Origin of the sequence: Desulfobacter postgatei 2ac9, from assembly GCF_000233695.2 — a bacterium.
GTDB lineage: Bacteria > Desulfobacterota > Desulfobacteria > Desulfobacterales > Desulfobacteraceae > Desulfobacter > Desulfobacter postgatei.
Genome location: NZ_CM001488.1, coordinates 743842 through 756823, shown reverse-complemented (window position 1 = coordinate 756823; position 12982 = coordinate 743842). Strand labels below are relative to the sequence as shown.

Below are 12982 nucleotides of genomic sequence, written 5' to 3'. Positions count from 1 at the left end.
ATAATACTATTTCCAAACCTTATGACAAAACAACAAAGTCGCACCCAGATTCTGAAGAAGCGAAGCAAGAAAAAAGAAAAAAGCTTATGTTTCTCCTTTTTCATGTGGATATTTATCCTGTTTCTCCTTGCAATTATTTCCGGATTTGCAGCCATTACCGCCGGATTTTTTTATTTGAGCCGAGATCTTCCCCAGATCAATACGCTCAGTGATTACCGCCCCGCCATTGTGACCAATGTTTTTTCCGATGACGGCAGAAAAATCGGCGAGTTTTATAAAGAGCGCAGAATCGTTATTCCTTTGTCCGACATGCCTTCTAATCTGCTAAATGCTTTTGTGGCGGCAGAAGATTCTCGGTTCCGGGAGCATCCCGGCATTGATGTGAAATCAATTGTCAGGGCGTTTATTAAAAATTTTAGGGCCGGTTCGATTGTCCAGGGCGGTTCCACCATTACCCAGCAGGTGACCAAATCTTTTCTTCTTACCCCGGAAAAAACTTATGAGCGCAAGGTTAAAGAAGCGATTCTGGCCTATAAAATTGAAAAACAGCTTTCCAAAGATGAGATACTTTTCCTTTATTTAAACCAGATTTACCTGGGACACGGCGCTTACGGTGTTGAAGCGGCTTCTGAAAACTATTTTGGAAAACATGTTAAGGATCTGACCCTGGCTGAATGTGCCATGCTGGCGGGTCTGCCCCAGGCACCCAGCAGATACAGCCCTTTTCAGCATCTGGAACTGGCCAGGCAGCGCCAGGTTTATACCCTGAACCGTATGAAGGAAGAGGGTATGATCTCCAATCTGGAGGCTACCGAAGCCATGGGTGCCAAACTGGATATCAAGCCCCGGAAAAACTGGTTCATCGAAAGGGTTCCCTGTTACACTGAACATGTTAGACGGTATGTCGAAAAAAAATATGGCAAGGAGATGCTTTACACCCAAGGGTTGAGCATCCATACCGCAGTGAACATTGAGCTGCAGAAAATAGCCCGGGCCGCAGTCAATAAAGGTCTGGCAGATTTAGATCAACGCTGCGGATACCGAGGCCCTGTAAAAAACATACCAGCCCTTCAGGTAGAGGAGTTCTGTCGCACCATTGCCGGAGAACTGAACGGCAGCCGCCCGGTCAAGGGAGAGATATACAAAGGGGTGGTTCTGGAGGTGGACGATTACAACAAAGTTACCCATGTACGGGTTGGTGATATCACAGGCATCATCCGGTTAGCCACCATGACATGGGCCAGAAAGCCAAACCCCAAAATATCCTACCAATCTGCCAGGATCTCAAAACCCTCCCAGGCCCTAAACACCGGGGATGTCATCTACATTAAAGTCCTTGAGGAGATAGCCGGGGAAAAGGAATATGAATTTACCCTGTACCAGGAACCCATTGTCCAGTCAGCACTTTTGAGCATTGAGGCTGAAACCGGCTATGTCAAAGCCATGATTGGCGGAAGGGATTTTAAAGATTCCCAGTTCAACCGGGCTTTTCAGTCAAGACGCCAGCCAGGTTCCGCGTTCAAGCCCATCCTGTACGCGGCAGCCCTTGACAAGGGATACACGCCGGCCACAATTATCATTGACTCCCCTGTGGTATATGAGGACAGGCTGCATGACAGGGTGTGGAAACCCCACAATGATGCGGGAAAATTCTATGGACCCACGTTGCTCCGCCAGGCCCTGACGAACTCCAGGAATATTGTCAGTATTAAAATCCTCCAGGATATCGGCATAGATTATGTCATCAGTTATGCAAGAAAGCTTGGAATCACATCCCCCATCCCCCGGAATCTATCCATAGCCCTTGGGTCTTCAGGCGTTTCCCTGTTCGAATTGACCAAGGCGTATTCAGTGTTTTCCAACCTGGGCTACCTGATTGAGCCGGTATTTATCACTGAAATTTATGACCGGGACAACACGCTTTTGGAATCTTCCAAATTGATTCGTAAAAAAGTTATTGATATGGGCACGGCCTATATCATAACAAGTATGCTTGAAAGCGTGGTGCAGGAGGGCACCGGCCAGCGAGTCAAGGCCCTGAACCGCCCTGCGGCAGGTAAAACAGGCACCACCAATGACCTTCACGATGCCTGGTTCATGGGCTTTACCCCCAGGTACACCACAGGGGTATGGGTGGGGCTTGACCAGGAAGCGCCCATCGGGAGAGGAGAGACAGGTTCCCGGGCTGCAAGCCCCATCTGGCTGGATTATATGCAGCATGCGCTGGAGGGTAAATCCGTGGAGGAATTTACCGTGCCCGAGGGTATTATTCGCGTTAAAATAGATGCCGAAACCGGCCTTCGGCCCATTGCCCAAAGTAAACAAACCATTTTTGAATGTTTTAAGGAAGGCACGGAGCCGACGCAGTATACCCCAAGTCCGGATGAGGTGTTGAGCACGGAAGAGCTGTTCAAAGAAGGTTTTTAGAAAAAGAGAGGTTGAAAAAAATAATTTAAATCAAAAAAAATAGTTGACAATAAGCGTTATAACATATAGATTACCCCTGTTTTTGACACTGTCTACGGGCCGTTAACTCAGTCGGTAGAGTATCTGCCTTTTAAGCAGAGAGTCGCTGGTTCGAGCCCAGCACGGCCCACCAACCTGATAGGTGTCAAAAGTTAAGTGTCCCCATCGTCTAGCCCGGTCCAGGACACAGGCCTTTCACGCCTGCGACAGGGGTTCGAATCCCCTTGGGGACGCCAACAAAATCAACAAGTTATCTAACTTGACATAAGCCATCCCAGGAGTAGACGGCTCCCAGGACGGCTTTTTTGTTACAGGCCAAACATAAGCTTACCATAATCCGGTTCCTCCCTTCTTTCTGGATTACGGTCCATTGCCAGGTTTTCAAGTGCTTCACGGACATTTTCCAAGCCCAGGCTCTTCAAGTATCTCTCCGTTGTGCTGGGGCTTTTATGCCGCAATATTGTCTGTATCACCGATACTGAATACCCAAGGTCGTACAAGATAGAGGTTGACAAGTGACTGATCGCATGAAACCCAAAGGGTTTAACACCTGCTTTTTCACAAAGCTTGCCCATAAAATGACGGCGCTCTTTGAAGGGACGCATTCCCATTTTCCCGGTTTTAAAAAAGTCTATCTTTTAGTGGAAAAAGCCAGTGATGTCCGGTTAGGTTTTTGCAAGGTAACTCCGATAGCATTTTTTTATAAAAACATCATTTTTTTGTTGACAAAAGCGTTAAAAAATGATGCTGAGCCGGCCAGGCGCGTAGTCATATAAGCCAGTTCTGTATCCATCGCAAAATGGACAAGAGCGCGTTTTTTGAAATCAAACAGCAATTCCCGGTGATCCCGGTCTTTTTTATACTGACGGATCGCGTTTTCCACGGTCTGCCCGGTCATGGGATTTTTTAACTCAGCTGTGATCACCGGCAGCCCGTTGATAGAGAGAAGCAGATCCAGTTCATTGCTGTTTTTGCTGCTGTAGCGCAACTGACGGATCACGGAAAGCCGGTTGGCACCATACTGCGACTCAAGCGTTGGATTCATTCCGTGGGCCGGTTTAAAAAAACAGACCCGAAAGGTCCGGCCATGGCACTTGAACCCGTTTCGCAGCACCGGCAGCATGCCCTGTGAATTGAGCCAGAAATTGAGATCTTTGAGCAGGCTCTCATCGGTTTTATCCCCCAGCATGGTTTCAATGCGTTTTAGTTCTTCTGCCTGGGTTTCGCGGATAAAGCCTATTACCTGAGCTGGGAAAAACGCCCGTTCAACATCATACCCATCTTTGGGCAGGGCTGAATAGCCCTTGGCCATAAGATGAGCCTCAATTGCCGATTCAAACTGTTCTTCCGTGTGTATTTTGCTCATTTTTTAAGCTTCGACGTTTTCAGCGCTTTAGTTCACCGAATTCAGCTTCCATCTCTTCGATGGACGGCAGGCTTGGTTTCAGATTATCCGGCAGGGCGCGGGTCAGTTGATATTCAGACACTCCCATTGGCTTGGCGATATCACTTAAGGCATATTCAACCACCACGGGATTACGGAATTTGCACAGCAGGATACCGATGGCCGGCTCGTCCCGCTCGCCAACCTGTAATTCTTGTTGACGCCCCACAAAGGCAAACCCCGTCCCCAGTTCAAGCAAAAAATTGGTTATATGGTCAATCAGAGCCTTTTCCAGTTCCCGTTCATTGTAGTTCTGTGTCAGCGTCAGAAAATCAAAGGTATAGGGATCTTTGATCAGTTGCGGCAGAAAGCCGCTGCCCCATTTGGCTGATTGCTGACATTCCACGATCTGCGCTCCCAGCTCCCAGTAAAAGGTTAAAAGGGTCGTATTCACCTGGACTGCCGCTTTTATCTGGGCCTTGCGGATTCGCTGTTTGATATCGGTCAGCCAGTTGCGGTATTGAGGTGTTTTGAGAGGATGGTCGGTCATTTTAAATTCCTCCGCTTGGTGCTGCGCACACGGTACAGACGTTCGGTAAACCCGCCCTGGTTTTCAAAATCCTTTGCCAGCCGTTCGACCTGACGGTCGGGAGAGAGCAGGCCACGGCGATTAAAACCAGCATGGCGTTGGCGGAAGTTTCGGGGTAGATGTGGATGAACAAGGTCCACTGGGTCCACCTCGTCCATAAAAACGACTCACGTCCTTCACCCAGCCCGCCACGTCATCAGCCGTTTGACACCGCCGGTCAATCAGTGCCTGCCGGAGCGGGTTATCCCGCTCCCACAGCGCCAATCCCCGCTGCCGCAGAAAATCCTCATAATCCAGCTTCAGCTCTTCCAGGCTTGCCCGTGCCACCTGTGTCAGCTTCAGTTCAGTCTTCTTCGAGGTTGCCGAAGCCTGTGATCCCTCGGCAATATTCTGCACCCCTGATCGAGCCGCCTGCACCATCTGGTCCTTTGTCCGACTGAAGCGATCAATATACTTGCTGCAAAACCTTACGGTTACGTCATAACACAACTGCGCCATCTGAAAACTTTTCAGGTTGCGGTAGCCGCCATGTTTGGGGATCAGGTCAGACACGGGTGATGTTCTCCTACTGGATTCGGCATCGGTTCGTTTGTTTGGGTATCGCGGCCTGCATTCAGGATTTTATTAGCCAGCTTTCCTGTTACGGCTGCTGAAATCAACGCTGTGCAGCGTTCTTTTAGAAGGGAGATGGCTTTTTCAGTAACTTTTTGCAACTGTTTTATTGATTGCGAAGCTTGCTTTATATGCGCCACAATTAATTTTTGTTCTTCAATGTGGGGCACAGGTAATTCAAAATCTTTGAATTGGGTGAAGCGTATACGAGGTGCTCGCTCTCGCACAGCAGAACATTGCGCTTGAATAAAATGCTGCAAAGCCATTTCTCTCAACAATACAGCATAATAGTCCGAATCTGTTTTATCCGTTACAGGGTCGCAGATCACATATTCTGGAGTACACTTACCATCGGAGTCAGAAACTCCTATGGCTCCTGCAAAGGCGTCCATTGAATGAATAACTAATTGGCCCTTTCGTACGCCCTGATACCCAAGTCCCAGTATTGCATTAGTAAACCCAGCCTCCCGCCTATTGCTTCGTAAAGTGACCATTCCATCCCGAAAGCAAGTAACCATTTCGTCGTCTTTCCTTACCGGCAAATCAGACTGTGTGAATAGCCATCTTGATCGTTCAATTTCCCAATGCATTGGAAGCCTACCAAGCCAGGGAATACCGGATTCTTTGAGAGGGACGTCGGGGTTCAGACCACGGGTGAGGGCGCGTTTTTTTTTCATCCAGCAGTTTCAGCAACCGCTGTTTTGCCCCGATCAACTGATCCAGTTCGGCCGTTTTTCGATCGAGATAATTGGCTATTTGGGTTTGGGTTGCGAGGGGAGGCCATTCAAGCTTGAAATTTCCTAAGAGAAAGCGACTCAACTCAATTTGATTTGTTGCCCCTTCGGAACACTCAACTGTTATTCGTTCTTGTTGACAATAAAGTACATAAAACAAATACCTTGTTTTAATCACTTTTTTGGTGGCACGGAGTATTGTAACATGACCATCAGCAAAGATATCTGTCTCCGGTTCGAAATTTAAATGGCATACACGTCCAAGAGTCCCTGTTTCTGTAGAGTTGACTAATACATCCCCCTCTTTTAGCCATGCATCTATGCGCCTAATTTCTTCTGGGTTGTGATGCTTAAATTTTGAACTGTCAAGGCCTGATGGCCATACGCAAGCTTGGTTAACGACAGGAATACCTCCATTCTCTACACATGAAGGTGGATTTCCACGTCGAATAGGATCAATCTTATATTTTAACTTTACAGTACTGCTCATATCAGCGTCACCTTTTTTAGCAATCGCATAAATTCATCTTCGGCACCCCTGATATCAGCATCTATTTCTTCAAGCTGACGCAGTTCGGTAAATTTTGTGCCATAACCTTTGCGAGTGCATTTTTCAATACGCCTGGTATTTTTCACAAGGTTTCCGATGCGAGGAATCCGCCACGAAATGCAGCGGTTGTTTCATATCAATCCAACCGGAACAAAATGGTTTTTTCTGTCAATGGGGATTAACTCCCGGCAAAGGCAAATGACATTCCCCTGTCCCAGGACAAGGCCTTTTTTTTCAAGCACGGAGAAATGCCGGATCGCGTCTTTTTTCGGACTGCCGCTTTTTTTGATTTCCACGGGGTACAGTATTCCGTCCTGTTCAATGATGAGATCAATCTCTTTTTTATCGGAATCACGATAGTAATAAATAGGGGGACGTCTGCCGTCATTATAATAACTTTTGATGATTTCACTCACCACGTAAGATTCAAAAAATGGTCCGGCCATGGCTGACACCTCCAATGTCTGGGGGCTGGTCCATCGGGTTAGATAAGCACACAAGCCGGTATCCAGAAAATACATGTTCGGTGCTTTAACAATCCGTTTCAAAGCATTGTTGAAATAGGGTTCAAGCAAGGTGATAATCCCGGAAGAAACCAGTATGGAAAGCCATTGTTTGGCAGTTGGCGAAGTGATGCCCACATCCTTTGCCAACTCGGAAAAATTGACCATCTGACCTGTTCTTGCCGCACAGGCCTGCATGAATCTCATGAAGGAAAGCTCATCGGCGACCTGGGTCAGATCCCTGATATCCCTTTGAAGATAGGTGTTCACATAGGATGCATAGTATTGCTCAATATCCTGTTCAATCTCATAAAGTGCCGGCATGGACCCTTTGAAAATCCGTTCAAAAACATCATTGACATTTTTTACAGACCCTTTCCGACCGGATAATTGTTCATATGCCGTGGTATAGGGTTGATTACCTGTGTCGAAAATCTCGGAAGTGGAGAGCCCCAGCATATGGATGACCCCTACGCGGCCGGCCAGACTCTCGGAGACGTTTTTCATCATATGAAACAGTTGTGAGCCTGTCAGCCAGAACGCCCCTTTCTGTTTTTTTTCATCCACCCGCATCTTGATATATGGCAGAAGTTCGGGTGCATACTGAATTTCGTCGATCAGTACCGGAGCCTGATACCGTTGTAGAAAAAGCTCGGGGTCTGTCTTGGCCAGCTCCCGGATCAACGGATTGTCAAGGGTTACATAAGCCCTGTTCTCTGCCGCGATCTTCCGTAGCAAAGTTGTTTTTCCAACCTGTCTTGGCCCGGTGACCAGAATGATCGGAAATGCCAAACTCATTTTGTTGACAACATTCTCAAGGTGTCTTTCGATATACATGGAATATCTCCGTGTAATTTAAAATATAGTTTTATAATACACAAGCCCAGCCTAAATTGGAACGGTTAATGAGCATGGGCAGCAATTTTAAATTATCACCCTTCGGGCGGGATCATAGCTGATAGGACATTCCTATACTATTAAATTACTGGAGTATGGAAAGAATCTGGCCTTGATTAGAGCAAGGAATAGGGATCCACATCTATGGCGATGGAGACGGATTTCACCTTCTGGATGGCCGGGTCCCGAACCATGGCAGACACCATCCGGCTGATATTTTCCGAATACAAACCTTTGATAAGAATCTGCCATCTGTACCGGGAGGAAATTTTCTGGATGGCCGCTTCAATGGGTCCCAGAATCTGGGCTTGGGGTTCCAGGGTATTTAACCGGACAAGGATGTCTGCGGCAAGCCGGGCATGATCCCTTGTCTTATCCGCATTTTTCCCTGAGATCTTGAGTTGGATCATCCGGGAAAACGGCGGATACATCAGCGCCTTTCTAAATGGGGTTTCCTGATTGAAAAATTCAAGGTAATCCTGGTTACGAGCGGCTTTAATGGTGAAGTGATCCGGGTTAAAGGTCTGCATGATCACCCGGCCCGGTTCCGCCCCCCTGCCCGCTCTGCCCGCCACCTGGGCCAGCAACTGGAAGGTGCGTTCACTTGCCCTGAAATCGGGCAGGCTTAAGCTTAAATCCGCACAGATCACCCCCACCAGGGTAATGGCCGGAAAATCATGGCCCTTGGCCAGCATCTGGGTACCCACAATAATATCAACGGTTCGGTTGCGGATCTGACGTAAAATTGCCAGGGTACTGCCCTTTCTGGCCGTGGAATCCTGGTCCATCCGCGCCACCCGGGCATCTGGAAACAAGGTTTTCAGCATGGATTCAATTTTTTCCGTGCCAAAGCCCAAATTCCTGATTTTCCCGGTGCCACAGTCAGGGCAGCGGATATCAGATATTAAAAGATGGCCGCACAAATGGCATTTATAACGGTCGGCCTCCTTGTGGAGGGTCATGGTCACATCACAATAGGGACATCCCAGGGTTTTGCCGCAGGAGGCACATACCGGAAAGGTGGAAAATCCCCGACGATTTAAAAAAATCAAGGCCTGATTACCCTTTTCAAGGCAGAAACGGATGGCCCGGCCAAGCTCCGGGGTAATGATCCGGTCGGTATAGCAGCTGCTTCCCTGATATTTTTTCATATCCACCAGGGTAATTTCAGGCAGCGTCTGGTTGTTTACCCGCCGGGTCAGTTCCAGTTTAAAAAATTTTTTCAACATCACATTCCTGCAGGACTGCACCGAAGGCGTGGCAGATCCCAACACCACAGGGCAGTTGTGCATTTTGGCCCGGACCACGGCAAGATCCCGGGCATTATACCGCAGGCCCGATTCCTGTTTATAAGAATAATCATGTTCCTCATCCACAATAATGATGCCGATCTCCCGGATGGGCGCAAAAATCGCTGACCGGGCGCCAATGACGATATTGACCTTGCCGAGACTGATTTTCCGCCACTGATCCAGGCGCTCTCCCTGGGAAAGCATGGAGTGAATTACCGCAATTTTTTCACCAAACCTTGCCCTGAAACGCCCTTCTGTCTGGGAAATCAGGGCAATTTCCGGTACCAGCACAATGGCGCCACGGCCTTTTGCCACGGCATCCGCCACCAGGCGCATGTACACCTCGGTCTTGCCGGATCCGGTCACACCCACCAGCAGACAGGGGGAGAACACATCTGCGCGGGCCTGGATCTGTTTTACAACGGCGGCCTGTTCATCGGTGAGTTCGGGCGGGGTATCCGGTGTCACCGGCTCCCCCAAAGGATCTCTAAACACCCGGCGGTTGACCACGTTCAGCCAACCGGCCTCAACCAGGGGCTTGATTAAATTTGCTGCGGTAGGCACATGGCGCTTCAAACTGGTCAGGGAGACTTCCCTTGCCTCGCGGACAATAGCAAGGATCTTCTGGCGCTTGGCTGACATCCGGATCTGGAGCGTCGGTGTTTCCCGGGGCAGGGAAATAAATTTTTCGGTTTTAATCCCGGCAGTCTGAGTTTGAAGCACGGCCGTGACCTGCACCAGGTCTTTTTTTTCAAGACCCCGCAGTACGGCTGCCCCGGCAGGATCCCGCCGGGAAAGGGATTTTAAAGAGATCCCCTCCTTTGCAGAGGCCAAACCCAGAACCCTGGCCTCTTCATGGGGTAACTCCCCGGCTTCAAGGGCCTTTGCGCCCTTGACCGTGACAAAGGCGCAGGAGACATCCATGCAGTCCAGGCCGGCGGGCATTGCCGCTTTAATGGTCTCCCCTAAAGGATAGATATAATAGCCGGATACCCATTTAAAAAATGCAATGTCAGATTCGGGAAACAGGGGATGATCATCCAGCAGATCCAGCACATCTTTGGTCTTATATGGTCCGCTTTCCTTTTTTTCCGCCAGGATATAACCGGTAACTCTGCGCCGCCCGAAGGGTACCAGCACACGCATGCCGGGACAGGCATCAGCCCGGAATGTACCCGGAATCGCGTAAACATAAGTCTGGTTCACAGGAAGGATAACAGCAACCTCAATGTAGTCGGTGGAAATCATGGGGGGCATTGTGCAGGATAAACTTATGAATTTCAATATCCAACTCATAGCCATGGGCTGATCATACGAGAAATTAAAAAACGCTAATTCTAGGTTAACTTTTTGGGCTTGCGCCAGACTACACTATTCCAGAAGCCAGGATTCGTGATTGTAGTAGGAGAGCAGCACCGGAAAAAGAAGGGTGTTGATTTCGGTGTGGCGGCTTTGGGTCATGCCTTTTCCGAATACCAGTTCGCGTCTGAATACCTCAGGGGTTAGAAACCGGGTGGGAACGGTAAATTCAAGTTCTGAAATTCGTTGTTTGCCAAGGCTGTTGTCCCAATCTTTACGGGTGCATAGAAACCAGCCCCAGTCCCCGAACGAAGGCACATTTTCATGGTATGGCAGAATAAAAAATCCGGCAGATATCAATGTCCTGCCAATACAAAGATAGCTTTCTTTGGCAAGGTAAGGAGAGGTGGCCTGGACAGATGCAATGCCGTTTTTTGACAGCCTGTGGTAGACTTTAAGATAAAATTCCTTTGAGTAGAGTTTGCTCAGTTCCGGTGTGGATGGATCCGGCATGTCTACGATAATGACGTCCCAAAATCCTTTAACCTGTTCCAGAAACTTGTCGGCATCCAGGTTCATGACCCGGACCTCGGCGACGTGCCGCACGTCATCCGGTTTCCTTTTTCTGTCAGAGGCCGCTTGATAGATCTGGCGAAACTCCCCCGGTGACATCCCGGGACCTGTCAAGGTGGTCACCCGGGCGCTGTCAAACGCATGATTATTAAGCCGGGAGAGCAGGGGATGGGTGGCGGCAAGGCTTGTCATGGCCGGGTCCAGGTCCACCAGGGTAATCAGTTCAACATCCGGGTATTTTAAAACCTCCCTTAACGCGCAACCGTCACCGCCGCCCAGGATCAACACCCGGGTGCGGGCTTGTGCCAGGGCCATGGCCGGATGAACCAGGGATTCATGATACCGGGCCTCGTCCGTACTGCATAACTGCAGGTTTCCGTTTAAAAAGAGCCGGACTTCGTCCAGGGGCGTGAAATGCGTAATAACGATATGCTGATACTGGCTGGTTTTAGAATAGACGATTGGGTCGTCATACAGGGACTGTTCATTGGTGACCTGCCACCGGCGGTTGTTCATATACCCGAAAATCACCACAACACAGGTGGCGACCATGATCACAAGCAATGGAATATTACGCCGGATGATTTGTTTACGGGTAAAATAAATAAAGGTAATCAGGGCAAGAAAAAAGTTCATGCCGGCGGTTAAAAAAGCCGCTTCCGTAATGGGAAAAAAACGCAGAAGGATGAACACATAAACCAGGGCACCTGCCAAAGAGCCGATATAGTCGGCGGACAGGATATAGCCCAGGTTGGTGGACAACTCCTTTGAAAAATCGTTGTTGATACGTATGATCACCGGAATTTCAAGGCCGATGAGAATGCCGATCATGGATACAAAAAAATAGAGCACCAGGCTGTAGTGACCCGTATATCCGTAGGACAGATAGGTCAGGGTGGGTGAATACCCGCCTGAAAGCGCAAGTGCAATTTCAATGCCGATAAAGACGTATACCAGGCGCTCCTTGGGAATTCGGGCCTGGATGAGGCTGCCGAACCCCATCCAGAACATCATCAGGCCGATGACCATGGCCCACTGTTCAAAGGCATTGCCCAGGATCATGGAGGCAAGGCTTGCCTGGATGTACTCAAGGATGATGCCACAGGCACCGGATGCAAACATGCACAGACACAGCAGGGCCGAGGCAGGGTTGACCCGGGAGTGCCCGGGTGCCCGAACGCCCCCATGAAGTTCAGATGGCATGGGCAATGATCAGCGCCACGGCAATAATGGTCGCCTGGACCACTACCAGGGCTGCCACATTCTGGTCCTCTTTGATCTCAGTTGCAATATTTGTGGTGGGCAGAAGAAACCGGTCCACAAAGGCACTGAATCCAAGCAGCAGCACCATGCCGAACACCGTATAAACAAAAAACCCAATAATATCATTTACCCAGCCGGTAAAAGGACCGGAAAGGCTGCTTTTCAAAATGATGCCCAGAGCGACCAGAATACCGGCCAGACCAATGCCTGCGGCCGGATTGTTCCGCCTGATTTCATCCCGGACGTTAAAGGGGTTGGTGAGTTCATAGACCAGGCCAAAGGCCAGGAGCACAATCTGCCCCAGGACAAAAAAGAGCAGGGCGGACCCCAGGGACTGAATAAAACTGCCGCCGCCTCCGGACATGCTGCCGTTGAGAATACAGCCCGTAGCAATGTACATACCTGCCTCCACCATGCCAAGGGCGGTATTGCCTGTCGTGGTCCGCCCGCCGCCAAGGATAAATACCTTTACACACTCCCGGTCGTTGTTTATACGTCCCATCATGATGAAATCGTTGATGAACCGGGAAAAGAAAAGACAGCCCGTGATGATTACACCGTCGACCAAAAGAGAGAGCATATCGGTCCTGAACCCTGCAGAATCCCCTGAAAGCGGGCCGATCATGCCGATGGCAATGCCAAGATAAAGCCCTGCCCGTCTTAACCCCACGGCCACATTTCCGTCATCAATGTGACGGTCATCATCAAAGTCCTTGGTCCGCCAGTCATCCATTTTTTTAGCCAGAAAAATAAATAAAATGCTCACCAGGGCGTAGCACAACCCTTGTCCCATGCTGTTTAAGGTTGCTGTAAAATTCAT

The 12982-nt window shown here is 49.3% G+C and carries 13 protein-coding genes and 2 tRNA genes; 3 read left to right on the top strand and 12 right to left on the bottom strand.

The window, feature by feature from the left end; genetic code table 11:
- Positions 1 to 21: 21 nt before the first annotated feature.
- The 3 genes from DESPODRAFT_RS03510 to DESPODRAFT_RS03500 all read left to right on the top strand — a co-directional run bounded on the left by DESPODRAFT_RS03510 (position 22) and on the right by DESPODRAFT_RS03500 (position 2702).
- Positions 22 to 2427 carry a penicillin-binding protein 1A gene (locus DESPODRAFT_RS03510; protein WP_004071368.1) on the top strand — a complete coding sequence of 802 codons (2406 nt, stop codon included), beginning with the start codon at positions 22 to 24 and terminating at the stop codon, positions 2425 to 2427.
- A 96-nt stretch (positions 2428 to 2523) separates the two neighbouring features.
- Positions 2524 to 2599: transfer RNA gene (locus tag DESPODRAFT_RS03505), tRNA-Lys, on the top strand.
- 25 nt (positions 2600 to 2624) lie between these two features.
- Positions 2625 to 2702 (top strand) — tRNA-Glu (locus DESPODRAFT_RS03500).
- A gap of 72 nt (positions 2703 to 2774) precedes the next feature.
- Here the strand turns inward: DESPODRAFT_RS03500 and DESPODRAFT_RS19235 are convergent.
- From DESPODRAFT_RS19235 to DESPODRAFT_RS03460, 12 genes are all read right to left on the bottom strand, one after another.
- The gene (locus DESPODRAFT_RS19235; protein WP_216594036.1) at positions 2775 to 3071 is read right to left on the bottom strand and encodes a tyrosine-type recombinase/integrase; all 297 of its coding nucleotides are present in this window, start codon (positions 3069 to 3071) and stop codon (positions 2775 to 2777) included.
- 95 nt (positions 3072 to 3166) lie between these two features.
- The gene (locus DESPODRAFT_RS03495) at positions 3167 to 3832 is read right to left on the bottom strand and encodes a type I restriction endonuclease (protein WP_004071365.1); all 666 of its coding nucleotides are present in this window, start codon (positions 3830 to 3832) and stop codon (positions 3167 to 3169) included.
- 19 nt (positions 3833 to 3851) lie between these two features.
- Positions 3852 to 4400: a PDDEXK nuclease domain-containing protein gene (locus tag DESPODRAFT_RS03490; RefSeq protein ID WP_004071364.1), complete on the bottom strand. Its 549-nt coding sequence runs from the start codon at positions 4398 to 4400 to the stop codon at positions 3852 to 3854.
- Complete coding sequence (locus tag DESPODRAFT_RS21675; RefSeq protein ID WP_353740112.1) at positions 4397 to 4597, bottom strand: four helix bundle suffix domain-containing protein; 201 nt, start codon at positions 4595 to 4597, stop codon at positions 4397 to 4399. The genes DESPODRAFT_RS03490 and DESPODRAFT_RS21675 overlap by 4 nt, the downstream gene beginning before the upstream one ends.
- A complete protein-coding gene (locus tag DESPODRAFT_RS03485) occupies positions 4521 to 4991 on the bottom strand; it encodes a four helix bundle protein (protein WP_245532006.1) in 471 nt (156 codons plus the stop codon). The genes DESPODRAFT_RS21675 and DESPODRAFT_RS03485 overlap by 77 nt, the downstream gene beginning before the upstream one ends.
- Entirely contained in the window at positions 4979 to 5728 is a 750-nt protein-coding gene (locus tag DESPODRAFT_RS03480; protein ID WP_083843539.1) for a restriction endonuclease subunit S, read from the bottom strand. The genes DESPODRAFT_RS03485 and DESPODRAFT_RS03480 overlap by 13 nt, the downstream gene beginning before the upstream one ends.
- Positions 5649 to 6275 (bottom strand): restriction endonuclease subunit S, encoded by a 627-nt coding sequence (locus DESPODRAFT_RS18520; RefSeq protein WP_052314658.1) that lies wholly within the window; start codon positions 6273 to 6275, stop codon positions 5649 to 5651. The genes DESPODRAFT_RS03480 and DESPODRAFT_RS18520 overlap by 80 nt, the downstream gene beginning before the upstream one ends.
- On the bottom strand, positions 6272 to 6421 hold the full coding sequence (locus tag DESPODRAFT_RS19845) for a hypothetical protein (RefSeq protein ID WP_157488402.1): 150 nt from the start codon (positions 6419 to 6421) through the stop codon (positions 6272 to 6274). Before DESPODRAFT_RS19845 ends, DESPODRAFT_RS18520 begins: the two co-directional genes overlap by 4 nt.
- A 45-nt stretch (positions 6422 to 6466) precedes the next feature.
- Complete coding sequence (locus tag DESPODRAFT_RS03475) at positions 6467 to 7675, bottom strand: ATP-binding protein (RefSeq protein ID WP_004071363.1); 1209 nt, start codon at positions 7673 to 7675, stop codon at positions 6467 to 6469.
- Between the two features lie 176 nt (positions 7676 to 7851).
- Complete coding sequence (gene priA, locus DESPODRAFT_RS03470) at positions 7852 to 10311, bottom strand: replication restart helicase PriA (RefSeq protein WP_245532005.1); 2460 nt, start codon at positions 10309 to 10311, stop codon at positions 7852 to 7854.
- A gap of 87 nt (positions 10312 to 10398) precedes the next feature.
- Positions 10399 to 12102 (bottom strand): polyamine aminopropyltransferase, encoded by a 1704-nt coding sequence (locus DESPODRAFT_RS03465; RefSeq protein ID WP_004071361.1) that lies wholly within the window; start codon positions 12100 to 12102, stop codon positions 10399 to 10401.
- Positions 12092 to 12982, bottom strand: a complete 891-nt coding sequence (locus tag DESPODRAFT_RS03460; RefSeq protein WP_004071358.1) for a DUF350 domain-containing protein — start codon at positions 12980 to 12982, stop codon at positions 12092 to 12094. Before DESPODRAFT_RS03460 ends, DESPODRAFT_RS03465 begins: the two co-directional genes overlap by 11 nt.

Bases quoted from the DNA above. Each gene is read 5' to 3' on its own strand.
- DESPODRAFT_RS03510 (WP_004071368.1), top strand. From the start codon at position 22: ATGACAAAACAACAAAGTCGCACCCAGATTCTGAAGAAGCGAAGCAAG.
- DESPODRAFT_RS19235 (WP_216594036.1), bottom strand. From the start codon at position 3,071: ATGCGTCCCTTCAAAGAGCGCCGTCATTTTATGGGCAAGCTTTGTGAA.
- DESPODRAFT_RS03495 (WP_004071365.1), bottom strand. From the start codon at position 3,832: ATGAGCAAAATACACACGGAAGAACAGTTTGAATCGGCAATTGAGGCT.
- DESPODRAFT_RS03490 (WP_004071364.1), bottom strand. From the start codon at position 4,400: ATGACCGACCATCCTCTCAAAACACCTCAATACCGCAACTGGCTGACC.
- DESPODRAFT_RS21675 (WP_353740112.1), bottom strand. From the start codon at position 4,597: ATGGACGAGGTGGACCCAGTGGACCTTGTTCATCCACATCTACCCCGA.
- DESPODRAFT_RS03480 (WP_083843539.1), bottom strand. From the start codon at position 5,728: ATGAAAAAAAAACGCGCCCTCACCCGTGGTCTGAACCCCGACGTCCCT.
- DESPODRAFT_RS18520 (WP_052314658.1), bottom strand. From the start codon at position 6,275: ATGAGCAGTACTGTAAAGTTAAAATATAAGATTGATCCTATTCGACGT.
- DESPODRAFT_RS03475 (WP_004071363.1), bottom strand. From the start codon at position 7,675: ATGTATATCGAAAGACACCTTGAGAATGTTGTCAACAAAATGAGTTTG.
- DESPODRAFT_RS03465 (WP_004071361.1), bottom strand. From the start codon at position 12,102: ATGCCATCTGAACTTCATGGGGGCGTTCGGGCACCCGGGCACTCCCGG.
- DESPODRAFT_RS03460 (WP_004071358.1), bottom strand. From the start codon at position 12,982: ATGAATTTTACAGCAACCTTAAACAGCATGGGACAAGGGTTGTGCTAC.